Origin of the sequence: Lysobacter sp. 1R34A, from assembly GCF_051217035.1 — a bacterium.
Classification (GTDB): Bacteria; Pseudomonadota; Gammaproteobacteria; order Xanthomonadales; family Xanthomonadaceae; genus Lysobacter.
On record NZ_JBPKJP010000006.1, the window covers coordinates 25,056 to 46,660 of the forward strand.

Here is a 21,605-nt window from a genome sequence, read left to right on the forward strand (position 1 = left end):
GCGGCCCGCGCCGGAGCATGGCGGTGCAGCCCCGCCGCGGCCGCGCTTGCGCGATAACACACACATTGCGACGATCCCGGATCGCCGCGCGTTGTGGCGAGGGAGTCCGGATGCGGCGCACTATTCGTTGGCTGTTCGCGCTGTGCCTGGCGGCGCTGTCCTGCGCCGTGGCGCCGCCCGGCTCGATCTTGAGCAGCGTGATCGCGACCGCCGCGGCCGGCCTGCCCGAGACGCCGCGGCCGCGCCAGCTCACCGTCGCCGACGGCCTGCCGTCCAACACCGTCAACCGCATCGCCGAAGACCGCCAAGGCTATCTGTGGCTGGCTACCAGCGAAGGGCTGGCCCGCTACGACGGCAGCGGCTACCGGGTGTGGCGGCGCGAACAGGGCCTGCGCGACAACTTCCTGTGGGCGGTGCACGTCGATGCGCACAACCGGGTCTGGATCGGCACCAGCCAGTCCGGCCTGGCGATGCTCGACGCCGAGCGCAAGCAGTTCCGCTACTACGACCGCGCCAACACCCCGGGACTGGGCGACAACAACATCTGGTCGATCGCCTCCACGCCCGACGGCGCGCTGTGGTTCGGCACCGCCCACGGCGGCCTGCACCGGATGGCGGCCGACGGCCGCATCACCCGCTACGTCGCCCGCGAAGGCGATCCGCGCAGTCTGCCGAGCGACGGCATCGCCAACCTCAGCGTCGCCCCCGACGGCAGTCTGTGGGTGAGCACGCTGGCCGGTGCGGCGCGCTGGACCGGGCGCGATTTCGAGCGCGTGCCCAAACGCGCGCTGACCTCGGACATCGTCAACACCATTACTTTCGAGAGCGACGGCACCGCCTGGTTCGGCACCCCGCACGGCGTCGGCGTGCGCCGTCCCGACGGCCGCTACGAGGCGCAGCCGTGGGCGCGCTTCGCCCCCGACAAGACCATCATCGACGTGCTGCGCCGCGACCGCACCGGCCAGTATTGGTTCGACCTGCCCGAAGGACTGGGCATCGGCAACGCCGAAGGGGTGGCGGTGGTGCCGTTGTTCAGCAGCACCAGCCAGGGCCTGGTGCGGCCGAACTGGTCGGGCGCCTACGAGGACCGCGAAGGCGGCCTGTGGTTCGCCAGCAACGGCCACGGCCTGTGGTATCTGCCGCCGAACTGGCGCCAGTTTTCGGTGCTGACGCGGCGCATCGACGACCCCTCGACCCTGGCTAACGCCAGCGTGCGCGGCATCGCGCCGGCGCAGGGCGGCGACATGTGGCTGGTCGGCAGCGGCGGGGTGCTCGACCGGCTCGATCCCGAGAGCGGGCATGTGGTGCATGTCGCCCAAGGCTTCAGCGGCAACCTCGGCCTGGACAGGGTGCTGCAGGATCGCGCCGGCCGGGTCTGGGTGACTTACTACGGCGGCCTGGCGCGGATCGATCCGGCCACCGGCGCGTATCGCAACTGGAGCCTCGACAGCGCCCGCGACCCGACGGTCGGCGGCACCACCGCCGAGCTGGTCGAAAGCCAGGGCCTGATCTGGCTGCTCGGCAGCGACGGCGACCTGCAGGCGCGCGACCTCGACGGCCGCGTGCGCGAGTCGTTTTCGTTCGGCGAGCGCGGACTGCCGAAGGACGCCGCCCTAGAACAAAGCAGCAACGGCCCCGATGGCGCCTTGTGGGTGTCCAGCTCGCAAGGGCTGTGGCGCTGGAATGCCGGCGCGCGCCGCTTCGAGGCGGTGCCCGGTTCGCCGGCGCAGCCGGTGCATGCCTTCGCTTTCGAAGGACGCACGCGGATGTGGGCGGCCGGTTTCGGCACGCTCGAGGCCTATCGCTGGGACGGCGTGCGCCTGCAGCACGAGTCGAGCCTGGGCGCGCGCGCCGGCCTGCCGCTGACCGAAGCGCGCGGGCTGATCGTCGACAGCGCCGGATTGATCTGGATGACCACCACGCGCGGCCTGGTGCGGGTCGACCCGCAACTGCGCTCGGTACGCGTGTACGGAGTGAAGGACGGTCTGCCGAGCCAGGAATTCCTGGAGCGGCCGCAGGCGCGCCCGAGCGACGGCCGCATCCTCGTCGGCAGTCCCGAGGGTCTGATCCTGTTCGACCCGGCGGTGGTGCGGCCGGTCGACCGCGCGCCGCCGTTGATCATCGAGACCATCGAAGTGCGCAGGCGCAACGAGCGCATCGCGTTTCCGGTGGCGAATGCGGCGACGACTGCCGCGGTCGATGGCGTCGCGCCGATCACCAAGGCCGACGGCATCGCACCCACTACGCTCACGGCTGGCATCGCACCCATTACGATCGCCGATGGCGATCGCGACCTGCGCATCGTGGCGCGGCTGTTGTCGTTCAACAACGCCCAGACCAATCGCTACCGGTTCCGGCTCAGCAACTACGACCCGGGCTGGGTCGACGTCGGCGCCAGCGGCGAACGCAGCTTCTCGCAGCTCGCCCCAGGCGACTACCGACTCGAAGTGAAGGCCAAGAGCGCCGACAACGTGTGGACGCCGGTGCAGGCGATCGCCATCCACGTCGATTCGCCGTGGTGGTGGAGCCCGTGGGCGATCACCGGTTTCGTCGCCCTGGTGCTGTCGCTGCTCGGCCTGCTCTGGTTCGCCTATCGTCGGCGCGCGCGCCGGCGTCTGGCCTGGCAGCGCGCCGAGCACGAACGCGAAGTCGCCAAGCAGGCCTCGCTCGCCAAGACCCGTTTCCTCGCTACTCTCGGCCACGAAGTGCGCACGCCGATGACCGGCGTGCTCGGCATGAGCGAACTCCTGCTCGACACCCCGCTAGACGAACGCCAGCGCAGTTACACCCTGGCGGTACGCCGCGCCGGCGAGCATCTGTTGCGCCTGGTCAACGATGCGCTGGACCTGGCGCGGATCGAATCGGGCAAGCTCGAGCTCGCCGACGAAGCCTTCGACCTGCGCGCGCTGGTCGAAGAGGCCAGCAACCTGATGGCGCCGCTCGCGCGCCAGCGCCGCCTCGCCTTCGAGATCGATATTTCCACCGGCGCGCCGGCGGGGTTGCGCGGCGACGTCAGCCGGGTCTGCCAGATCCTGCTCAACCTGCTCGGCAATGCGATCAAGTTCACCGACGAAGGCAAGGTCAGCCTGCGCGTGGAAGCGCTGAAGCCACAGGGCGTGCGCTTCGAGATCGCCGACACCGGCCCCGGCCTCAACGAAGAGCAGAAGAACCGCCTGTTCCGCCGCTTCGAACAGGGCGACGGCGCCCGCACCGCGGCGCGCTACGGCGGCAGCGGCCTGGGCCTGGCGATCTGCCAGGAGCTGGCCGCGGCGATGGACGGGCACATCACCGTCTACAGCGAGCCGGGGCAGGGCGCGCGTTTCGTGTTCGACCTGCCGCTGCCGGTGGCGGTGCCGCCCCGCACGGCACCGTCGGCGTCGGAGCCCGCCTCGCGCGGCTTGCACGGCCGACCGCTGTCTTTGCTGTTGGTGGAGGACGACGCGACCGTGGCCGAAGTCATCGCCGGCCTGTTGCGCGCGCAGGGGCATCGCGTGGCCCATGTCGGCAACGGCCTGGCGGCCTTGACCGAAGTGGCGACCGGGCACTTCGACCTGGCTCTGCTCGATCTCGATCTGCCCGGGATCAACGGCCTCGACCTGGCGCGGCAGCTGCGTTCGCAGGGTTTCGCCCAGCCCTTGATCGCGGTGACCGCGCGTGCCGACGCCGACGCAGAACCGCAGGCCAGCGCCGCCGGTTTCGACCGTTTCCTGCGCAAACCGGTGACCGGCACGATGTTGCGCGAAGCCATGGACGCAGTGCTGGCGCGCAAGGCGGGCGGCTGATCTCGCTCTGACGATCCGGCTCGAACGTTTGACGTTATGGCGTGCTCTCGTCCGGCCTTTGGCCACCTTTTCCCGCCAGCGGGAGAAGGGATGGCGTCGCGATGATCCGCTTAGCCCCTCTCCCGTTCGCGGGAGAGAGGTGGGGTAGGGTGAGGGCGCCAGCCACTGCGGCCCCTCACCGACCAACGCGCCTCAGCGCGCGCTGAGCTCGTGCACCGCCGCGACCATCGCCGCGACGTGCTCGGGCTGCATGTCGGGCGACATGCCGTGGCCGAGATTGAAGACGTGGCCTTCGCGCGAGCCGCCGTTGCCGTCGCGGTAATCGTCGAGCGCGCGGCCGACTTCGCCGCGGATCGTTTCGGGGGTGGCGTACAAGGTGACCGGGTCGAGGTTGCCCTGGATCGCGACCTGCCCGCCGATGCGGCGCGCGGCGTCGCCCAGGCCGATGGTCCAGTCGACGCCGACCGCTTCCGCGCCGCTCGCGGCGAGGTCTTCGATATAGGGATCGTTGCCCTTGCCGAACAGGATCAGCGGCGCGCGTTCGTCGCCCTCGCCGCGCGGCAATTCGGCGGCGATGCGCTGCAGGTAGCGCAGCGAGAATTCGCGGTACATCGACGGCGACAGCACGCCGCCCCAGGTGTCGAACACTTGCAGCGCCTGCGCGCCGCTGGCGTGCTGGGCCTTGAGGTATTCGATCACCGCATCGGTGACCACCCTCAACAGGCGGTGCATCGCCGCCGGGTCGTTGAGCGCGAGCGACTTCACCTTGCCGTAGTTGTCGCTGCCGCCGCCTTCGACCATGTAGCAGGCCAAGGTCCACGGGCTGCCGGAGAAACCGATCAGCGGCACCGAGCCGTTCAGTTCGCGGCGGATGGTGCTGACCGCATCCATCACGTAGCGCAGCTCCTGGCCCATGTCGGGCACGGCCAGGCGGTCGATGTCGGCGGTGGAGCGGATCGGGCGCTCGAACTTCGGGCCCTCGCCGTCGGCGAAATACAGGCCCAGGCCCATCGCGTCGGGGACGGTCAGGATGTCGGAGAACAGGATCGCCGCATCGAGCGGGAAGCGGCGCAACGGCTGCAGAGTGACCTCGCAGGCCAGCTCCGGGTTCTTGGCCAGGTTGAGGAAGCTGCCGGCCTGGGCACGGGTGGCGCGGTATTCCGGCAGATAACGGCCGGCCTGGCGCATCAGCCAGACCGGGGTGCGGTCGACGGGTTGGCGGCGCAGCGCGCGCAGGAAGCGGTCGTTGACGGGAGAAGGATTGGACATGAAAGAACCGTGGCGGGGAACGCCGTCAAGGGGAGGAGAGAAGGAGCGCGGCAGGCTCCGGATATTGTCGCCGCCACAAGCCGTTCCCCCCTTTTGCCAAAAGGGGGCAGGGGGGATTTGCTGTTCCCGCCCGACCGGACCGAACCACGGAAAGCCTCATCGCGGCGCTTCGGCGCCCTGCGAGAACATCAGCTGGAAGCCGCGCTTGAGCTGCTGGTCGCGTGCCTGCTCGAGCGCCGCCAGGGCGCTGGGCTGGTCCATGAACTGCTCGCGCCGGACCGTGCTGCGGCCGCCGATCTGGCCGCTTTCGCGCACCAGCGTCCAGCCGCCGAGCAAGTCGGGCTGCAGCATCAGCTGTACGAAGCGGGGAGCTTCGCGGCCTTCCGGCCGTTGTTGGAGAAGGAGGCGCACCCGGCGATTGTAGCGGGTACCGGGCCCGCGCCGACCGGGCGCGTTGTCGCGGTGCGCACCCCGGAGCGTTGCGCCGGCGGGGCTTTCAGGCGCCGCGGAAACCGCGCCGGTAGGCCGAGGGCGAAGTGCCGAGCTGGGCGGCGAAGTGCTGGCGCAGCGAAGCCGGGCTGCCGAAGCCGGTCTCGGCGGCGATGGTGTCCAGGCCGGCGTCGCTGGTTTCCAGCAGGCGCTGCGCCCGCGCCAGGCGCTGGCTGGTCAGCCATTGCCCGACCGTGGTGCCGGTGCTGTCGCGGAAGCGGCGGGTGAAGGTGCGCCGGCTCATCAGCGCGCGTTCGGCCAGGGCGTCGAGGCTGTGCGGCTGGTCCAGGTGAGCCAGCGCCCAGGCCAGCACCGCGGCCACGCGGTCGTCCTGGGCCGAGGCCGGCAGGGGTTGTTCGATGTACTGGGCCTGCCCGCCCTGGCGGTGCGGCGCGATCACCAGGCGGCGCGCGATGCGGTTGGCGATCTCGGCGCCGTGCATGCCGCGCAGCAGATGCAGGCAGCAATCCAGGGCGGCGGCGGTGCCGGCCGAGGTGGTGATGCGTTCGTCGTCGACGTAGAGCACGTCGGGCTGCAGCGCGACCTGCGGATAGCGCGCGGCGAAGTGCTCGCTCCAATGCCAGTGGGTGGTCGCGCGGCGTCCATCGAGCAGGCCCGCTTCGGCCAGCACGTACGCGCCCAGGCACAGGCCGACGATGTGCGCGCCGCGTTCGTGGGCGCCCCGCAGGGCCTTGAGCAGGGGCTCCGGCGGGCGTTCGTCGGCGTCGCGCCAGGACGGCACGATGACGGTGTCGGCGCTGCGCAGCGCCTGCAGCCCGTAGCGCGTCTCGATGCTGAAACCGGCGCGGGTGCGCAGGCGGCCGGGTTCGGCGGCGCAGACTCGCAGGTCGAATTGCGGCAGGTCGGGGTCGCGATCGCTCTCGCTTTCGCGGTTGTCGAACACCAGGCAGGGCACCGACAGGTGGAAGGGGCTGATGCGGTCGAAGGCGACCACGGCGAGGCGGCGGGTAGCGGCGGATTCGTTCATGGCCCGATTCTACATGGCCCGATCCTATCGAATATTGTCATTCGGGCCAGTATCGGCGAGGCCGGCGCGAGCGAACAATGAGCCCACTTCGCAACATTCCCTGCCCCGGAGACCGCTCATGAACGCTTCCAACCGCAGCCAACGCGCCCTCGTCGTCATCGACGTGCAGAACGACTACTTCGCCGACGGCCTGCCGATCGAATACCCGCCGGTCGCCAGGACCCTGCCGAACATCGGCCGCGCCATGGACGCCGCGCGCGCCGCCGGGGTGCCGGTGGTGGTGGTGCAGAACACCGCGCCGGCCGGCTCGCCGGTGTTCGACAAGGGCACGCCGGGCTGGGAGCTCAACGAGGTGGTCGCCAGCCGCCCGCGCGATCACTACATCGAGAAAAACTATCCGAGCGTGTTCACCGGCACCGACTTCGGGCAGTGGATCGAGCGCAACGGCATCGATACTCTCAGCGTGATCGGCTACATGACCCACAACTGCGACGCGTCCACCGTGTTCGAGGCCGCGCATCTGAACTTGAACGTGGAGTTCCTGCACGACGCCAGCGGCTCGCTGTCGTACGAGAACAGCGCCGGCCATGCCAGCGCCGAGGAGATCCACCGGGTCTTCATGGTGGTGTTCCAGAGCCGTTTCGCCGCGGTGCTGAGCACCGAGGAATGGATCGATGCGCTGCACACCGGCGCGGTGCCGCAGCTCGACAACCCGCATGCGTCGAACCAGCGCGCACGCGCGCGCAACCTGGCCGCCGCCTGAAACCCGGCGCGGTTCGCGCCCAACCAGATTCGGTTCGGCCACCTTGCAATGCGAAGCCCCGCCATGGCGGGGCTTCGTCTGTCGGTGTTCGGGCGGGCTCAGAACGTCGGCGGGTTCTTGAGCTGGATCTGCTGCACCCAGGTGCCGAAACCGGTGTCCAGATGCACGACCTCGCCGAGCAACTGGGCACCGAGCGCCTCGGCCTTGATGAAGACCGAGCCGTTGTTGTACTCGTTGATCTCGTACTCGGGGCGGCCGCGTACGATCGTGCGCGTGGCGTTCACGTACTGCAGGCCGGTCAGCACGATGTTCCACTGATTGCCGTCGGCGCTGAGCGTGGCGAAGGCCGAGGAGTCGTAGACGCCGCCGTTGTTGAAGTTCAGCACCGCGTGCTTGATCGCATCGGTGAGCGCGTTCCAGCTGATGTTGAAGATCACCGTGCTGGTGCGCGCGTTCGGATAGTTGCCGAAGCGCTCGTAGGCGGTCTGGGCGGCGACCTCGGGAATGTCGGTCGGGTCGAAGTGCTTGTCGAGGAATTCGAACTGATTGGCCATGGACGGCTCCTTGGTGGTGACGGCGGCGGAGGGTGCGGAAGTGGACGGGCCGGCGCCCGCCGCATCCGTCGCGGGCGACGGCTGGGTCAGGGCCTTGTGCAGAAGCAGCAATTCCAGGGGGTTCAGGGCCATGCGGTGCCGATCCTCAGCGCGGGCGGTGCACAGCTGGAAACGCGGGGACGGGCGGGTTGTGAAGCGCGGGTGCGCGCCGGCGGCGGGGTTCACGGACGCGGCGCGGCGGCGTTAGTTCGGGTAATGGATCCAGACAGGGCGTTCGCTGCGCGCGCCGCCTTCGATCTCGTTGCGTCCACCAGGAGCCGCCCCGATGCCCGTGTTGACCCCCGCACAACTGCAAGGACTCGCCAGCAACCGCCTCGATGCCGGCACCGAACTCGACCCCGATTGGCCCGACCCCTGGCCCGATGCGCCGTGCTGGGGCTATGCATTGTTCGCAGGGCCGGGCGGGCATGCCGCCAACACGCCGCCGACGATCTTCGAACAGGCCTGGTCGTTCGACGCCGAAGCCGAAGACTTCGTGCTCAACCCGGGCTTCGTCGACTGGGTCCATGCCACCTTCGGCAACGCGGCCGCCGATGCGCAGGCGCAGATCGTCGCGGCGAACGCCGCCGCCGCCGGCAACGACGCCGCGCCCGGCAGCGCCGCGGCGAAGCAGGCCTGCACCGGCGCGCTCGCGCGGCTGTGCATGATCCTCAGCGGCCTGACCTTATCGGGCGACGACGGAACCGCGCCGACGCAGTACGCCATCGTCATGGCCTCGGACGGTTGGCGGACCTGGGAACATTGGGCGCTCGGCCTGGCGAACAACGTAGGCGCGCCGGAAAACCCGGCGGTCCAGTACACCCAACGCGACGCCGGCGTGAACCCGGTCAACACGCGCTGCGGCATCGTCTGGGGCAATCACCCTATCCTGACCACGCTCTACGTCACCGAACTGCTGCCAGGGCACGTCGAATATCTGCAACATGCGGTGGGTTGGCCGTGAGCGGAGGCGCGCGATGCAGGCGTTGGATGGATCGCCCACGAAACTTACCCGTTGTCGTTCCCGCGAAGGCCGGCTCCGTTTTACTTCGGCGGAGCCGAACACCCAGGGCTTGATCGAGGAATGACTCTGAAGTCTCTGGATCTCCGCCCTCGCGGAGATGACGAGCTGAAGATTCGACCCGCGTCGCGAGCTGAAAGATTCACCCGCGAAGTGACCTGCCGTCATGCCCGCGAAGGTGGGCACCGAAGCCGTCGCGCTGCGCTCGCGGTGCCCCTCAACCTGTGGCGAGCACCGCCAGCACCGCGTCGTCGGACACGTCCGAGACGATCCGCGCCGCGCCGGCCTTGTCCCAGAGGATGAAACGCAGGCCGGCGGCGTCGGCCTTCTTGTCCAGGCGCATGCGCGCCAGCAGCGCCTGCGGCGACAGGCCGTCGGGGATCGAGGTCGGCAGGTCCAGCCGCTCCAGCAGGTGCCTGAGGCGATCGGTGTCGGCCGCGCTCGCGCGTCCCAGCGCCGCCGACAGGCGCGCCGCCAGGACCATGCCGACCGCGACCGCTTCGCCGTGGTTGAGGCCATCGCCGCGGGTGCCGGCGTAACCCTGCTCGGTTTCGATGGCGTGGCCGAAGGTGTGGCCGAAATTGAGCATGGCGCGGTCGCCGTGTTCGTACAGGTCGCGGGCGACCACGTCGGCCTTGTAGCCGCAACTGCGCGCGACCGCTTCGGCGAGGGCCTCGCCGTCGCGGGCCAGCAAGGCCTCGGCGTGCGCTTCCAGCCAGTCGAGAAAACCGGCGTCGAAGATCGCGCCGTACTTGACCACTTCGGCCAGGCCGGCGCGCAGCTCGCGGTCGGGCAGGGTGCGCAGAGCCGCGGTGTCGGCGATCACCGCGCGCGGCGGATGGAAGGCGCCGACCAGGTTCTTGCCGCTGGGCAGGTCGACCGCGGTCTTGCCGCCGACCGAGGAGTCGACCATCGCCAGCAGCGTGGTCGGCACCTGCACGCAATCGATGCCGCGCATCCAGCACGCGGCGGCGAAACCGGCCAGGTCGCCGACCACGCCGCCGCCGAGCGCGATCACGCTGGCGTCGCGGGTGGCGCCGAGCGCGGCGAGCGCTTCCAGGCATTCGCCGAACCGCGCCAGGGTCTTCTCGTGTTCGCCGGGCGGGATCACGAAGCGGGCGAGGCTCAGGTTCGGCTTCGCCGCGCGCAAGGCGGCTTCGACGCGGGCGAGATACAGCGGCGCGACGTTCTCGTCGCTGACGATCAACGCATGGCGGCCGCGCACGCTGCGGCCCAGGCGCGCGCCGTCGTCGAGCAAGCCCGCGCCGATTTCGATGCTGTAGGCGGACTCGCCGGATACTTCGACCTTGCGTACCGCACTCATGCGTTGACTCCGGAATGGGGTTGGGGCGCCGGTGGGGCCTGCGGACGTCGCCAGAGCCGGGCGAGTTGTTCGGCGAGCCCGCTCGCGGCATCGGCCGAACTCAGGACGCCGGTGTCGAAGCGCAGGTCGGCGACTTCGGCGTACAACGGCGCGCGTTGTTCGGCCAGGGTGCGCAGCACCTGCTCGCGGTCGCTGCCGGCGAGCAAGGGCCGGCTGCGGTCGAGGGCCAGGCGTTCGAGCTGCTGCTCGACCGTCACCAACAACTGCACCACGAAGCCGCGCTTGCGCAGCAGGCGCCGGTTGTCTGCGGCGAGCACCGCGCCGCCGCCGGTGGCGAGCAGCAGACCTTCGCCTTCCAGCAGCTCGGCCAGCACCGCGCTCTCGCGGGCGCGGAAACCGGCTTCGCCTTCGTGCTCGAAGATCGCCGCCACGCTGGTGCCGGTGCGTTGCTCGATCTCGCGGTCGGCATCGGCCAGGCGCAGGCCGAAACGCTCGGCGAGGCGTTTGCCGATGCAGGTCTTGCCGGCGCCCATGGGGCCGACCAGGATCAGATTGCTGGCGGGGTTCATGCCCTCGATTGTAGGGCACCCAACAGGACAGGCCGTAGGGCGGCCGCGTGGCAGCCGCACGACCGTGCTTGCGTCTTCTTAACGGGCACCGGCCTAGGCTCGGATCTCCGTCGCCGCGCAGGCGGCGGTCAGTCCTCCGGGACGCCCATTCGCAGCACCCATCGGGAGAAGCACCATGGCGGTCGCCAAAGTCATCGAACTCAATACCTCGTCCACCATCGGCATCGAGGACGCGGTGAAGACCGGCCTGGCCAAATGTGCCGAGTCGGTCAAGAACATCCAGGGCGCCTGGGTCAACGACGTCAAGGTGGTGACCGACGATTCCGGCAACATCACCGAATGGCGGGTCAACCTGAAGGTGACCTTCGTCGTGAAGTAAGCGCGACCGCCGCAGCCGATCGGGAGTGACGAAGCCGGCATCGCCGCCGCTTCGCCACTTCCGAAGTCACGGCTGGGTCTCGACGGAAATCACCCGCCTCGCGGCGTCCAGGCGCAGGCTCGCATCGGCGATTCCCGGCAACCGCCTCAGCGCCTGGCGGCTGACCCGCTCGAACAGGCTCACGAAGCGTGCCACCTGCGCCCGCGTCATCGCCTGGTGGCTCGGGCGCCGTGCCTGCATCGCGCACTCCTGTTGCCAGCGCCACTGCGGCACGACCTCGAAACCCGGCGGCTCCAGGAACAGCAGACGGTCCAGGCGCGACCACAGCGCCGGATAGTCGCGCCCAAGGGCCTCGTTGCAGTAGGCACGCCAGCGGCCGTCGCCGTCTTCGTCGCGTTCCAGCGCATTGACCGGCGCGATCAGTTCGGCCTGGCCCTGCGCGGGTGTCTTCAGGAACCAACCCTCGAACAGGATCAAGTCGGCCGCTTCGGCCCGCGCCCAGCGCGACGGCGCCAGCCGGGTGTCGCGCAGTTTGTCGAAGCGCGGCCAGCGCACCGCGGCGCCGGCGCGCAGGCGGTCGAGCACCTCGCAGGCAAGGCCGACTTCATGGGTGCCCGGCGGCCCGCGCGTGGCCAGCAGGGGATGGACCTCGCGACCCAGGCGCAGGCGTTCGCGCCGGCCCAGATAGAAGTCGTCGATCGACAACACCGCCGCGCGCAGCCCGCGCGAACGGGCGAGTGCGGCGAGCTGGGCCGCCAGCGTCGATTTGCCGCTGCCCTGCAGGCCGCAAATGGCGTAAATGCGGGCGTTCGCGGCCAGCGCGTCGTCGAGCATGCGTTCGACCCAGCGCGATGCGAAGCCGGACGCGTCGGCGCCGCCCGCTCCGGCGGCGCGATCGGCGTCCTGGCCGGGCGCTTTGCCGGGCTCGGTGCCTGGACGGGCGGGCGGATGCAGGCGCGGCGACATCGGCTCACAATAGCGCAATGACCACGACCCACGACCTGCTCAACGAAGCCCTCGCCACCTTCGATACGCTGTTCGAAGAAGCCTCCGTCGCCGGCGAGCCCGACCCGACCGCGATGACCGTCGCCACCGCTTCGCTCGATGCGCGACCGTCGGCGCGCACTGTGCTGCTGAAGGCCCACGACGCGCGCGGTTTCGTCTTCTACACCCATCTCGACGGGCGCAAGGGCCGCGAACTCCAGGCCAACCCGCATGCGGCGCTGCTGTTCCATTGGCCGCGCGTGCGCCACGGCGTGCAGGTGCGCATCGAAGGCACGGTCGAAGTGGTCGGCGATGCCGAGGCCGATGCCTATTTCGCCACGCGCGCGCGCGGCAGCCAACTCGGCGCCTGGGCCTCCAAGCAATCCGAGACCCTGGCCGATCGCGAAACTTTCGAGCAACGCCTGGCCCAGGTCGAACAACAGTTCGAGGGCCGCGAGGTGCCGCGCCCGCCGCGCTGGACCGGCCTGCGCGTGCGCGCCGAGAAGATCGAGTTCTGGTACGGCGCCGATTTCCGTCTGCACGAACGCTGGTCCTACGAAAGCGACCGCGCCGGCGACTGGAGCAAGCGGATGCTGTATCCATGAGCGCGGCATGGCGGGTGCGCGCCGCGACCGCCGCCGATGCCGAGGCGTGGTCGCGGCTGCGCCAGGCGCTGTGGCCGCAGGTCGACCCGGGCCAGCACGCCGGCGACATCGAACAGATGTTGGCCCGGCCCGAGAACGCCGCCGCCTTTCTGCTCGTCGATGCCGAAGGCGAGGCGCGCGGCTTCGCCGAAGCGAGCCTGCGCCGCGATTACGTCAACGGCACCGAGAGCTCGCCGGTGGGCTTTCTGGAAGGCTGGTACGTGCAGGCGGACTGGCGCGGCCACGGCGGCGGGCGCGCCCTGATCGCCGCGGTCGAGCACTGGTCCACGCAACGCGGGGTCAGCGAACTGGCCTCGGATGCTCTGCTCGACAACGACGCCGGCCACCGCGCCCACCAGGCCTGCGGTTTCGAAGAGACCGAGCGGGTGGTGTATTTCCGCAAGCGGCTACGCGAGCCGGGCTGAAGCGCGGAAAGCGGACGGCGAGCGTCGCCGCGCGAGCCAAGGCATGAAGCTCGCGGCGCGGCTCAGTGCTCGCGCTTGTACCAGAAGGTGTCCTGCATCCGCGCCATGCCGGCGCGCTCGTAGAAGCCGACCGCGTCCGGCACCGAGGCCAGGATCACGCTGACCTGGGGCCCGACCTGCTGGCGCACGGCGTCGAGCAGGCCTTTGCCGATGCCGAGCCCCTGCGCCGAGGCCGACACCGCCAGTTCGGACAGATAACAGCACCAGGCGAAATCGGTGACGCAGCGGGCCACGCCGACCAGGGTCGCATCGGCCTGGTCCAGGCGCGCGGTCACGATCAGGTTCGCCGCCGACAACATCGCCTGCAGGCGCGGCTCGTCGGCGACCGGGCGGATCGCGCCGAGGCCGGAGCGCTCGAGCACCTGGCGGAACTCGGCGACCTCGATCGTCGGTTCGCGGGCGTAGACGATGCGGACGGGTTCGGCCATGGCGACACCATCGCATCGCCCGCGCCGCGGTGCAATCGCGCACTCGCCGCCGGCGGACTCAGCGATGCTTCGCCGACCAGGCCTGGACGATCGCGCTCAGTGCATCCAACCCCGCGGTCAGCGCGGCGGGGCCGGGCTGCAGGATGATCGGCGACTTGATCTCGTGCAGTTCGCCGTCGCGCACCGCGGGGATCGCGTCCCAGCCCTCGCGCGCGGCCACTTGCTCGGGGCGGAACTTCTTGCCGCACCAACTGCCGAGGATCAGGTCCGGCGCGCGCCGCACCACTTCGAGCGGGTCGGCCAGGATCCGGTCGCGCGCCAGCGGCATCGCCGCGCGTTCGGGGAAGACGTCGTCGCCGCCGGCGATGCCGACCAGTTCCGAAACCCAGCGGATGCCGGTGATCGGCGGCGTGTCCCATTCTTCGAAATACACCCGCGGCCGGCGCGGCATCGCCGCGGCGCGCGCCTGCACCTCGGCGATGCGCCTTTCGTATTCGCCGGCGAGGGCGTCGGCGCGGTCGCCGGAGCCGACCAGCGCGCCGAGGCGGCGGATGTAGTCGAGGATGCCGGCCACGCTGCGGTGATTGCTGATCCACACCTCGATGCCGTGCTTGATCAGCTCGCTGGCGATCTCGGCCTGGATGTCGGAAAAGCCGACCACGAAATCGGGCTGCAGCTTGAGGATCTCGCCGATCTTGGCGCTGGTGAAGGCGCTGACCTTGGGCTTTTCCTTGCGCGCGATCGCCGGCCGCACGGTGAACCCGCTGATGCCGACGATGCGGTGCTGTTCGCCGAGCAGGTACAGCGTTTCGGTGGGTTCCTCGGTGAGGCAGACGATGCGTTGCGGGCCCATGGGGTTCCGAGACTGAAAGCGAAGCGGGGATTGTCGGCCAAGCCGGCGACCCACGGCGAGGGCCGCGCTTGCCGATGCACTAGCCGATGCGCCCGCCGACGCGTTGACGGCGCCGCGCGCAGATTTGGGTGCATCGCAGCAATCGCCGGGCCGCCCGGGGCGGGGTGAATAGCGGATTCGCACGGCCGGATCACAGTTCGTAGCCGTATGGTGCGGCGTGGCGTGGGTTGACCATAACCGCCTCGTACCGTGGTCGCGGCTTGCGCCGCTCCTACCTTGCTTGCGTCGCCCAGGGGTAGAAGCGGCGCAAGCCGACCGCCATGGTCAACCGTTGCGTCCATGCGACGGTCCTGTCAAACGCCTGCCGCTGGCTCATCCCGGCGAAAGCTCGATGAACGGATGCGCGACCGGCCGCCTCAGAAAAAATCCCGATTGAACTGCAAGGTATAGCGCTGCCCGTGCTCGCCGATCGCGGTGACGTCGAAGCGCAGAGTGTCCGGCGGGGAGATCGCGACCACGCCGACGTAGTCGAGCAGGTCGCCGTCGCGCATCTCGCGCATGCTCACCGCCTGTTTGCGGCCGAGCAGGTCGATGCTGGTCGCCGTGACCTTGGCCGGCACCGACACCGAGGTCGCGTCGTCGCCCTTGCGCAGCGACACCACCAGCAGCACCGTGCGTTCGTCGTGGCTCGCGCCGTAACGCTGGGCGATCGCCGGCGACAACTGCCTGGCCTGGATCGCGCTGGCGCGCACGCTGATGTCGCCGACCCGCACGACTTCCTCGCTGCGCGCGGCGTTCGGGTTCTGCGCCGGCGCCGGGCCCTCGCCGCCGCAGCCCGCGAGCAGAGCCAGCAACAGGGCCGGCAACAGGGCGGCCGCGGTCTTGCCTGCGAGCCGGTTCATTCGTTCGCCGCCGACAGTTGACGGCCGCGCTCGGTCGCGGCCGCGATGGCGCGGTCGACCAGGGCGCGGAAACCGCCGGCCTCGAAGGTCTCGATCGCGGCTTGGGTGGTGCCGCCCGGCGAGGTCACCCTGGCGCGCAGCACCTCGGCCGGGTCGTCGCTGTGGGTCAGCATGGTCGCCGCGCCGAGCAGGGTCTGTTGGACCAGGGCGCGCGCCGCGTCGGCGCTGAGCCCCTGGGATTGGCCGGCCTGTTGCATCGCTTCGGCGAGCAAAAACACGTAGGCCGGACCGCTGCCGGAGACCGCGGTCACCGCGTCCATCTGCGCTTCCTCGTCGATGCGCACGGTCGGCCCGACCGCGTCGAGCAAGCCCGCCGCCTGGCCGAAACGCGGGGCCGCGGCGGCATTGGCGTACAGACCGGTGATGCCGGCGCCGAGCAGGGCCGGGGTGTTCGGCATCGCCCGCACTACCGCGACGCCGCCGCCGAGCCAACGGTCGAGCTGGCCGGCGGTGATGCCGGCGGCGATCGAGATCGCCAGCGGCTTCTGCGCGGCGGCTTGCGTCGCCAGGCTCGCGCAGACCTCGCGCATGACCTGCGGCTTGACCGCGAGCAGCCACACCGACGCGCCTTCGGCCGCGGCGCTGGCGTTATCGAAGCACTGCACGCCGAAGTCGCGCTGCAGGGCCTCGCGCAGGGACTCGACCGGTTCGGCGACGCGGATGTCGCGCGCGGCGAGGCCGCGGGCGACCAGGCCGCCGATCAGGCTGCGCGCCATGTTGCCGCCGCCGATGAAGGCGATCGGCCCGGAGGGAAGGGAAGCGGGTTCGGACATGTTCGACCACTGCGGAGACCGGAGCGCAGGATAACAACCGGCGTCGGCGCGCGTCCGCCGCGCACCCTTGGGTGCTTTTAAGTCCGGCCGGTCAGGCCGGCGGCTTGGCCCGTGCGCCGAACAGGGCGGTGCCGATCCGGACCATGGTCGAGCCCTCGGCGATCGCCACCGCATAGTCGTCGCTCATGCCCATCGACAAGGTGTCGACGCTGTGGTGAGTTTGAGTGAGCGAGTCGAACAACTGCTTGCTGCGCCGGAACGCCGGGCGCAGCAGCTCCGGGTCGTCGTGCGGCGCCGGGATCACCATCAGCCCGCGCAGGCACAGCCGCGGCTCGGCCGCGACCGCCGCCGCCAACGTTCCGACCTCGTCCGGACGGCAGCCGTGCTTGCTGGCTTCGTCGTCGATATTCACTTGAATCAATACGTTGAGCGCGGCCTGGTCGGGGCGCCGGTGGCGGGCGAGCGCGGTCACCAGCTTCGGCCGGTCGACGGTCTGGACCCAATCGAAGCGCACGGCGGCCTCGGCGGCCTTGTTCGACTGCAGATGGCCGATCAGGTGCCACTCCAGCGCCATCCCGGCCGCGGCGGTGCCGGGCATGGCCGCCTGCTTGGCCAGAGCCTCCTGAACGTAGTTCTCCCCGAACGCGGTCTGCCCTTTCAGTGCCAGATTCGCGACCGCCGTCTCATCCCGGGTCTTACTGACCGCAAGCAATCGAGGTACCGGCCTTGCGGCGTCATGCGCCGCACGCGCCAACTGATGCAAGATGTCGTGCAGGACGTGCTCGTGCACGAGGGGAATCCTGTTGTGAGGTGGGCTGGATCGGACACGCCGTCAGGGGGCTATACTGCCTCGCAGGGGTGGTTTGGTTCCAGCTTGAAGTTGCAATCAAGCCCATGAGGCTGGCTTTTCACGGACCCGGTTGACGGGTCCCTGCAGTGCGGGGAGCACGCATGGATATCGCCGAATTACTGGCGTTCTCGGTCAAGAACAAAGCATCCGACTTGCATCTGTCGGCGGGTCTGCCGCCGATGATCCGGGTCGACGGCGACGTGCGCCGGATCAACATCCCGGCCCTGGACCACAAACAGGTCCATGCGCTCGTCTACGACATCATGTCGGACAAGCAGCGCCGCGACTTCGAAGAATTCCTCGAGGTCGACTTCTCGTTCGAGATTCCGGGCCTGGCGCGTTTCCGCGTCAACGCCTTCAACCAGAACCGCGGCGCCGGCGCGGTGTTCCGTACCATTCCCTCGGAAGTGCTGTCGCTGGAAGACCTCGGCTGCCCGCCGATCTTCCGCCAGCTCATCGAGCAGCCGCAGGGCCTGATCCTGGTGACCGGCCCGACCGGTTCGGGCAAGTCGACCACGCTCGCGGCGATGATCGACCACATCAACAAGAACGAGTACGCGCACATCCTGTCGGTCGAAGACCCGATCGAGTTCGTGCATACCTCGCAGAAGTGCCTGATCAACCAGCGCGAAGTCCACCGCGACACCCACGGCTTCAACGAGGCGCTGCGTTCGGCCTTGCGCGAAGACCCCGACTACATCCTGGTCGGCGAGTTGCGCGATCTGGAAACCATTCGCCTGGCGCTGACAGCGGCCGAGACCGGCCACTTGGTGTTCGGCACCCTGCATACCTCCTCGGCGGCCAAGACCGTCGATCGCATCATCGACGTGTTCCCGGCCGGCGAAAAGCCGATGGTGCGCTCGATGCTGTCGGAGTCCTTGCGCGCGGTGATCTCGCAGGCCCTGCTCAAGAAGGTCGGCGGCGGCCGTACCGCGGCCTGGGAAATCATGGTCGGCATCCCCGCCATACGTAACCTGATCCGCGAAGACAAGGTCGCGCAGATGTATTCGGCGATCCAGACCGGCCAGAGCCACGGCATGATGACGCTCGACCAGCACCTGCAAGACCTCGTCAAGCGCGGCATGATCCTGCGTCCGCAGGCGCGCGAGTACGCGAAGGACAAGCGTCTGTTCGACTGACGCGCCCGCCGGCGAAGCGCCCGCTTCGCCGGCCTCCGCTTCGCGCCGATAGCCGCTTGCGTACCACATCCCCTGGTTTCAGACCTCCCGAGGAGGTAGCCCCATGAACAACCCAGCCAATCCCAATCCGGCCGGCCCGGCCAGTCCCGCCACCGGCGCCATCGACTTCACTTCCTTCCTCAAGCTGATGGCGCACCAGCGCGCCTCGGACTTGTTCATCACCTCCGGCATGCCGCCGTCGATGAAGGTCCACGGCAAGATCAGCCCGATCACCCAGAACCCGCTGACGCCGCAGCAGAGCCGCGATCTCGTGCTCAACGTGATGAGCCCGCAGCAGCGCGAAGAGTTCGAAAAGACCCACGAGTGCAACTTCGCCATCGGCGTGACCGGCGTCGGCCGCTTCCGCGTGAGCTGCTTCTACCAGCGCAACCAGGTCGGCATGGTCCTGCGCCGCATCGAGACCAAGATCCCGACCGTAGAAGAGCTGAACCTGCCGCCGATCATCAAGACGCTGGCGATGACCAAGCGCGGCATCATCATCTTCGTCGGCGCGACCGGTACCGGCAAGTCGACTTCGCTCGCGGCGATGATCGGCTACCGCAACCAGAACTCGACCGGCCACATCATCACCATCGAAGACCCGATCGAATTCGTCCACCGCCACGAGGGCTGCATCATCACCCAGCGCGAAGTCGGCATCGACACCGACAGCTGGGAGAACGCGCTCAAGAACACTCTGCGCCAGGCGCCGGACGTGATCATGATCGGCGAGGTGCGCACCCGCGAAGGCATGGACCACGCCATCGCATTTGCCGAAACCGGCCACCTGGTGCTGTGCACCTTGCACGCCAACAATGCCAACCAGGCGATGGACCGCATCATCAACTTCTTCCCCGAGGACCGCCGCGACCAGTTGCTAATGGACTTGTCGCTGAACCTCAAGGGCGTGGTCGCGCAGCAGCTGATCCCGACCCCGGACGGCAAGGGCCGCCGCGTCGCCATGGAAATCCTGCTGGGCACCCCGCTGGCCCAGGACTACATCCGCGACGGCGAGATCCACAAGCTCAAGGAGCTCATGAAGGAATCCGTGCAGCTCGGCATGAAGACCTTCGACCAGGCCTTGTTCGAGCTCTACCAGGCCGGCGAGATCGGCTACGAAGACGCCCTGCGCTACGCCGACTCGCAGAACGAAGTGCGCCTGCGCATCAAGCTCGCCCAGGGCGGCGATGCGCGCACCTTGTCGCAAGGCATGGACGGTGTCGAAGTGGCTGAAGTGCGGTAAGGCATCGGCGCATCGTCAGAAATGAAGAACCCGGCTTCGGCCGGGTTTTTTGTTGCGCGGTGTGTGCCTTGGCTTGCTTGAATTCACAAATCGGTGAATTGCAGCTTGTGCGTCTTGAAAGATGAGATCGTCAAGCGTGATCACCGCGAAGGGTGTTTCTTGACTGGAACGATAAGGTGAGCCGACTTCTGCGTTCGATTTTGGTGGGCGCCGGAATTTTCGGCTCCATTATCGCTGGAGGTTGGGGGTTTCCCTATTGGCGATGGACACTTTTCTTATTCTTTGGTTTGTTTGTAATTTCCGAATCGCTATGCAAAAAATCGAGAAAGAAATAGAAGGGATTATTGAGAAAGGGGAACAGAGCAGGGCGGGGGCGTGCTCATGGTCGGTCCTTGATCGGGGGCCGCGGTCCTTGCGGCAATGCCGGCCCGGCCGAAGTCGGGCGCGGCGTTGCCGTCGGCGGCGTTCGGTTTCAGCCGTTACGGCGCGGCTTGCGCGCGGGTGCTTTGCTCGCGGCCTTGTTCACGGCGGTGTTTTTCGTGGCCGGTTTCGCTGCCGATTTTTTCGCCACGCGCTTTTTCGCGACCGTTCTTGCCGCCGGCTGTTTCGTGGCGGCCTGTTTCGCGGCGGTTTTTTTCGCGGCGGGCTTGGGCACCGCCTTGGACGCCGCCGGCGCCGTATCGGCCTGAGCCTGGGCCTGCCGCCAATACGGTCCCTGTTGCTCGATGCGCCGGTAGGCTGGGCAATCTTCGCGATGCGCCCCGGGCAGATAGCCCAGGCTCATCAGGAATTCGTTGGTGATTTCGCCGCCGGTGAAGCGGAAGGTCTGCTTGAACAGCTTGATCCATGCGGCCTTGTCGCGCGGGCGGCCGTCCAGCAGCAGGTGGGCGTCCAGCCATTCGGCGAAGCCGCCGTGGCTGGCGCGCAGCCCCTGGATCACCTGGGCGTTGTGGATCGCGGCGTCGACCTTGAGCCGGTTGCGAATGATGCCGGCGTCTTCGAGCAGGCGCAGGCGCTCGTTCTCGCCGTAGCCGGCGACGGTGTCGACGTCGAATCCGTCGTACGCACGGCGGAAGCCCTCGCGCTTGCGCAGGATCGTTTCCCAGCTCAGGCCGGCCTGGTTGATCTCCAGGATCAGGCGCTCGAACAGCTCGGCTTCGTCGCGCCGCGCATAGCCGTATTCGTGATCGTGATAGTCGCCGTGGACCGGATGGCCCGGCGCGATGTCGCAATAGCCCGACATGGGAACCTCGTGGGACGCGGACCTGGATTGTGGTGCCCGGGCCCAGGGGAATCCAGAGGCGGGGGCCGTGGTCCATAGGCCGGTCGCGCGCCCAGACGCAAGCCGGAACGCAAGCCGGGACAGGTCCCGGATTCGGGACGCAGGCCCGCCGGCGGCGGCCGCGGACCGGGGGTTATCGAGTCCGATTTCACGCCGGGGCGGTTAGAATGGGGCCATGTCCGTGATGCCCACACCCCTCGCCAATCAGGTCCTGATCGCGCTGTCCGCGCTGGCCGATACCAATTTCTCGCGCAGCGTGGCGTTGATCTGCCAGCACGACGACGACGGTGCGATGGGCATCGTGGTGAACCGCCCCTCCGAATACACGCTCGGCGAAGTGTTCGGGCAGATGGGCGTGGACGGCGGCGACGAGTCGCTGCGTTCGCAGGTCGTGCTGGCCGGCGGCCCGGTCCATCCGGAACGCGGTTTCGTGCTGCACGACGGCGGCACCCGCTGGGACTCGACCCTGGTGATCGGCAACGACCTGTTCCTGACCACCTCGCGCGACATCCTCGAGGCCATGGCCAAGGGCGAAGGCCCGGACAATGCCATCGTCGCCCTGGGCTGCGCCGGCTGGGGTTCGGGCCAGCTCGAACACGAGATCACCGAAAACGACTGGCTGACTGCGCCGGCCGACGCCGAGCTGCTGTTCGAGCTGCCGCTGGACGCGCGTTGGCAGGCGGCGGCGGGGCGCATCGGCGTCGATTTCGCCCACCTGGCCGACTACGCCGGTCACGCATGAGTTC

General features: G+C 69.0%; 21 protein-coding genes and 1 pseudogene. 9 read left to right on the top strand and 13 right to left on the bottom strand.

Going from position 1 to position 21,605, the window contains the following annotated elements; all coding sequences use genetic code 11:
• Positions 1-110: 110 nt before the first annotated feature.
• A complete protein-coding gene (locus tag ACSAMQ_RS03620) occupies positions 111-3,782 on the top strand; it encodes an ATP-binding protein (protein ID WP_435394330.1) in 3,672 nt (1,223 codons plus the stop codon).
• A 192-nt stretch (positions 3,783-3,974) separates the two neighbouring features.
• Here the strand turns inward: ACSAMQ_RS03620 and hemE are convergent, their stop codons facing one another.
• The 3 genes from hemE to ACSAMQ_RS03635 form a co-directional block, all read right to left on the bottom strand.
• Entirely contained in the window at positions 3,975-5,051 is a 1,077-nt protein-coding gene (hemE, locus tag ACSAMQ_RS03625; protein ID WP_435394331.1) for a uroporphyrinogen decarboxylase, read from the bottom strand.
• Between the two features lie 156 nt (positions 5,052-5,207).
• Positions 5,208-5,462, bottom strand: coding sequence for a WGR domain-containing protein (locus ACSAMQ_RS03630; protein ID WP_435394332.1), 255 nt, complete (start codon positions 5,460-5,462; stop codon positions 5,208-5,210).
• A gap of 85 nt (positions 5,463-5,547) precedes the next feature.
• A complete protein-coding gene (locus tag ACSAMQ_RS03635) occupies positions 5,548-6,528 on the bottom strand; it encodes a helix-turn-helix domain-containing protein (protein WP_435394333.1) in 981 nt (326 codons plus the stop codon).
• Positions 6,529-6,646: 118 nt separating this feature from the next.
• On the opposite strand from ACSAMQ_RS03635, the gene ACSAMQ_RS03640 reads away from it, so the two are divergent.
• Positions 6,647-7,291: a cysteine hydrolase family protein gene (locus tag ACSAMQ_RS03640; RefSeq protein ID WP_435394334.1), complete on the top strand. Its 645-nt coding sequence runs from the start codon at positions 6,647-6,649 to the stop codon at positions 7,289-7,291.
• Positions 7,292-7,389: 98 nt separating this feature from the next.
• On the opposite strand, the gene ACSAMQ_RS03645 is transcribed toward ACSAMQ_RS03640, so the two are convergent.
• Positions 7,390-7,977 carry a hypothetical protein gene (locus tag ACSAMQ_RS03645; protein ID WP_435394335.1) on the bottom strand — a complete coding sequence of 196 codons (588 nt, stop codon included), beginning with the start codon at positions 7,975-7,977 and terminating at the stop codon, positions 7,390-7,392.
• Positions 7,978-8,170: 193 nt separating this feature from the next.
• Between ACSAMQ_RS03645 and ACSAMQ_RS03650 the strand changes: the two genes are divergently transcribed.
• Positions 8,171-8,848: a hypothetical protein gene (locus ACSAMQ_RS03650; protein ID WP_435394336.1), complete on the top strand. Its 678-nt coding sequence runs from the start codon at positions 8,171-8,173 to the stop codon at positions 8,846-8,848.
• A 274-nt stretch (positions 8,849-9,122) separates the two neighbouring features.
• Here ACSAMQ_RS03650 and aroB read toward each other — a convergent pair whose 3' ends face one another.
• Complete coding sequence (gene aroB, locus ACSAMQ_RS03655; protein WP_435394337.1) at positions 9,123-10,229, bottom strand: 3-dehydroquinate synthase; 1,107 nt, start codon at positions 10,227-10,229, stop codon at positions 9,123-9,125.
• Positions 10,226-10,798, bottom strand: a complete 573-nt coding sequence (locus ACSAMQ_RS03660; protein WP_435394338.1) for a shikimate kinase — start codon at positions 10,796-10,798, stop codon at positions 10,226-10,228. The genes aroB and ACSAMQ_RS03660 overlap by 4 nt, the downstream gene beginning before the upstream one ends.
• Positions 10,799-10,973: 175 nt before the next feature.
• On the opposite strand from ACSAMQ_RS03660, the gene ACSAMQ_RS03665 reads away from it, so the two are divergent.
• Positions 10,974-11,177: a dodecin family protein gene (locus tag ACSAMQ_RS03665; RefSeq protein WP_435394339.1), complete on the top strand. Its 204-nt coding sequence runs from the start codon at positions 10,974-10,976 to the stop codon at positions 11,175-11,177.
• A gap of 66 nt (positions 11,178-11,243) precedes the next feature.
• On the opposite strand, the gene ACSAMQ_RS03670 is transcribed toward ACSAMQ_RS03665, so the two are convergent.
• Complete coding sequence (locus ACSAMQ_RS03670) at positions 11,244-12,011, bottom strand: kinase (protein ID WP_435394394.1); 768 nt, start codon at positions 12,009-12,011, stop codon at positions 11,244-11,246.
• 149 nt (positions 12,012-12,160) lie between these two features.
• Here ACSAMQ_RS03670 and pdxH point away from each other — a divergent pair, with 149 nt between their 5' ends.
• A complete protein-coding gene (gene pdxH, locus ACSAMQ_RS03675) occupies positions 12,161-12,766 on the top strand; it encodes a pyridoxamine 5'-phosphate oxidase (RefSeq protein WP_435394340.1) in 606 nt (201 codons plus the stop codon).
• Positions 12,763-13,230, top strand: coding sequence for an aminoglycoside 6'-N-acetyltransferase (gene aac(6'), locus ACSAMQ_RS03680; RefSeq protein WP_435394341.1), 468 nt, complete (start codon positions 12,763-12,765; stop codon positions 13,228-13,230). The genes pdxH and aac(6') overlap by 4 nt, the downstream gene beginning before the upstream one ends.
• Positions 13,231-13,292: 62 nt before the next feature.
• On the opposite strand, the gene ACSAMQ_RS03685 is transcribed toward aac(6'), so the two are convergent.
• The 5 genes from ACSAMQ_RS03685 to ACSAMQ_RS03705 all read right to left on the bottom strand — a co-directional run bounded on the left by ACSAMQ_RS03685 (position 13,293) and on the right by ACSAMQ_RS03705 (position 17,096).
• Positions 13,293-13,718, bottom strand: coding sequence for a GNAT family N-acetyltransferase (locus ACSAMQ_RS03685; RefSeq protein ID WP_435394342.1), 426 nt, complete (start codon positions 13,716-13,718; stop codon positions 13,293-13,295).
• A 58-nt stretch (positions 13,719-13,776) separates the two neighbouring features.
• Positions 13,777-14,571 carry a cobalamin-binding protein gene (locus ACSAMQ_RS03690; protein WP_435394343.1) on the bottom strand — a complete coding sequence of 265 codons (795 nt, stop codon included), beginning with the start codon at positions 14,569-14,571 and terminating at the stop codon, positions 13,777-13,779.
• A gap of 416 nt (positions 14,572-14,987) precedes the next feature.
• Complete coding sequence (locus tag ACSAMQ_RS03695) at positions 14,988-15,473, bottom strand: DUF4426 domain-containing protein (protein WP_435394344.1); 486 nt, start codon at positions 15,471-15,473, stop codon at positions 14,988-14,990.
• Positions 15,470-16,306 carry a pyrroline-5-carboxylate reductase gene (gene proC / locus ACSAMQ_RS03700; RefSeq protein WP_435394345.1) on the bottom strand — a complete coding sequence of 279 codons (837 nt, stop codon included), beginning with the start codon at positions 16,304-16,306 and terminating at the stop codon, positions 15,470-15,472. Before proC ends, ACSAMQ_RS03695 begins: the two co-directional genes overlap by 4 nt.
• Before the next feature lie 91 nt (positions 16,307-16,397).
• Positions 16,398-17,096 (bottom strand): YggS family pyridoxal phosphate-dependent enzyme, encoded by a 699-nt coding sequence (locus ACSAMQ_RS03705; RefSeq protein ID WP_435394346.1) that lies wholly within the window; start codon positions 17,094-17,096, stop codon positions 16,398-16,400.
• A gap of 161 nt (positions 17,097-17,257) precedes the next feature.
• On the opposite strand from ACSAMQ_RS03705, the gene ACSAMQ_RS03710 reads away from it, so the two are divergent.
• Positions 17,258-18,295, top strand: a complete 1,038-nt coding sequence (locus tag ACSAMQ_RS03710; RefSeq protein WP_031370959.1) for a type IV pilus twitching motility protein PilT — start codon at positions 17,258-17,260, stop codon at positions 18,293-18,295.
• Positions 18,296-18,398: 103 nt separating this feature from the next.
• Complete coding sequence (locus tag ACSAMQ_RS03715) at positions 18,399-19,577, top strand: PilT/PilU family type 4a pilus ATPase (RefSeq protein ID WP_051884544.1); 1,179 nt, start codon at positions 18,399-18,401, stop codon at positions 19,575-19,577.
• A 676-nt stretch (positions 19,578-20,253) separates the two neighbouring features.
• Here the strand turns inward: ACSAMQ_RS03715 and ACSAMQ_RS03720 are convergent.
• A pseudogene (locus ACSAMQ_RS03720) lies at positions 20,254-20,820 on the bottom strand (DNA-3-methyladenine glycosylase I); the annotation flags it as partial.
• 214 nt (positions 20,821-21,034) lie between these two features.
• On the opposite strand from ACSAMQ_RS03720, the gene ACSAMQ_RS03725 reads away from it, so the two are divergent.
• The gene (locus tag ACSAMQ_RS03725; protein ID WP_435394347.1) at positions 21,035-21,601 is read left to right on the top strand and encodes a YqgE/AlgH family protein; all 567 of its coding nucleotides are present in this window, start codon (positions 21,035-21,037) and stop codon (positions 21,599-21,601) included.
• Positions 21,602-21,605 lie beyond the last annotated feature (4 nt).

What these genes read in the sequence shown, in the direction of transcription:
- ACSAMQ_RS03670 (WP_435394394.1), bottom strand. Translation starts at nt 12,011, where the DNA reads ATGCTCGACGACGCGCTGGCCGCGAACGCCCGCATTTACGCCATTTGC.
- pdxH (WP_435394340.1), top strand. Translation starts at nt 12,161, where the DNA reads ATGACCACGACCCACGACCTGCTCAACGAAGCCCTCGCCACCTTCGAT.
- ACSAMQ_RS03620 (WP_435394330.1), top strand. Translation starts at nt 111, where the DNA reads ATGCGGCGCACTATTCGTTGGCTGTTCGCGCTGTGCCTGGCGGCGCTG.
- ACSAMQ_RS03660 (WP_435394338.1), bottom strand. Translation starts at nt 10,798, where the DNA reads ATGAACCCCGCCAGCAATCTGATCCTGGTCGGCCCCATGGGCGCCGGC.
- ACSAMQ_RS03650 (WP_435394336.1), top strand. Translation starts at nt 8,171, where the DNA reads ATGCCCGTGTTGACCCCCGCACAACTGCAAGGACTCGCCAGCAACCGC.
- ACSAMQ_RS03710 (WP_031370959.1), top strand. Translation starts at nt 17,258, where the DNA reads ATGGATATCGCCGAATTACTGGCGTTCTCGGTCAAGAACAAAGCATCC.
- ACSAMQ_RS03635 (WP_435394333.1), bottom strand. Translation starts at nt 6,528, where the DNA reads ATGAACGAATCCGCCGCTACCCGCCGCCTCGCCGTGGTCGCCTTCGAC.
- ACSAMQ_RS03640 (WP_435394334.1), top strand. Translation starts at nt 6,647, where the DNA reads ATGAACGCTTCCAACCGCAGCCAACGCGCCCTCGTCGTCATCGACGTG.
- ACSAMQ_RS03685 (WP_435394342.1), bottom strand. Translation starts at nt 13,718, where the DNA reads ATGGCCGAACCCGTCCGCATCGTCTACGCCCGCGAACCGACGATCGAG.
- ACSAMQ_RS03725 (WP_435394347.1), top strand. Translation starts at nt 21,035, where the DNA reads ATGTCCGTGATGCCCACACCCCTCGCCAATCAGGTCCTGATCGCGCTG.
- proC (WP_435394345.1), bottom strand. Translation starts at nt 16,306, where the DNA reads ATGTCCGAACCCGCTTCCCTTCCCTCCGGGCCGATCGCCTTCATCGGC.
- ACSAMQ_RS03690 (WP_435394343.1), bottom strand. Translation starts at nt 14,571, where the DNA reads ATGGGCCCGCAACGCATCGTCTGCCTCACCGAGGAACCCACCGAAACG.
- ACSAMQ_RS03715 (WP_051884544.1), top strand. Translation starts at nt 18,399, where the DNA reads ATGAACAACCCAGCCAATCCCAATCCGGCCGGCCCGGCCAGTCCCGCC.
- ACSAMQ_RS03645 (WP_435394335.1), bottom strand. Translation starts at nt 7,977, where the DNA reads ATGGCCCTGAACCCCCTGGAATTGCTGCTTCTGCACAAGGCCCTGACC.
- ACSAMQ_RS03665 (WP_435394339.1), top strand. Translation starts at nt 10,974, where the DNA reads ATGGCGGTCGCCAAAGTCATCGAACTCAATACCTCGTCCACCATCGGC.
- hemE (WP_435394331.1), bottom strand. Translation starts at nt 5,051, where the DNA reads ATGTCCAATCCTTCTCCCGTCAACGACCGCTTCCTGCGCGCGCTGCGC.
- ACSAMQ_RS03695 (WP_435394344.1), bottom strand. Translation starts at nt 15,473, where the DNA reads ATGAACCGGCTCGCAGGCAAGACCGCGGCCGCCCTGTTGCCGGCCCTG.
- aroB (WP_435394337.1), bottom strand. Translation starts at nt 10,229, where the DNA reads ATGAGTGCGGTACGCAAGGTCGAAGTATCCGGCGAGTCCGCCTACAGC.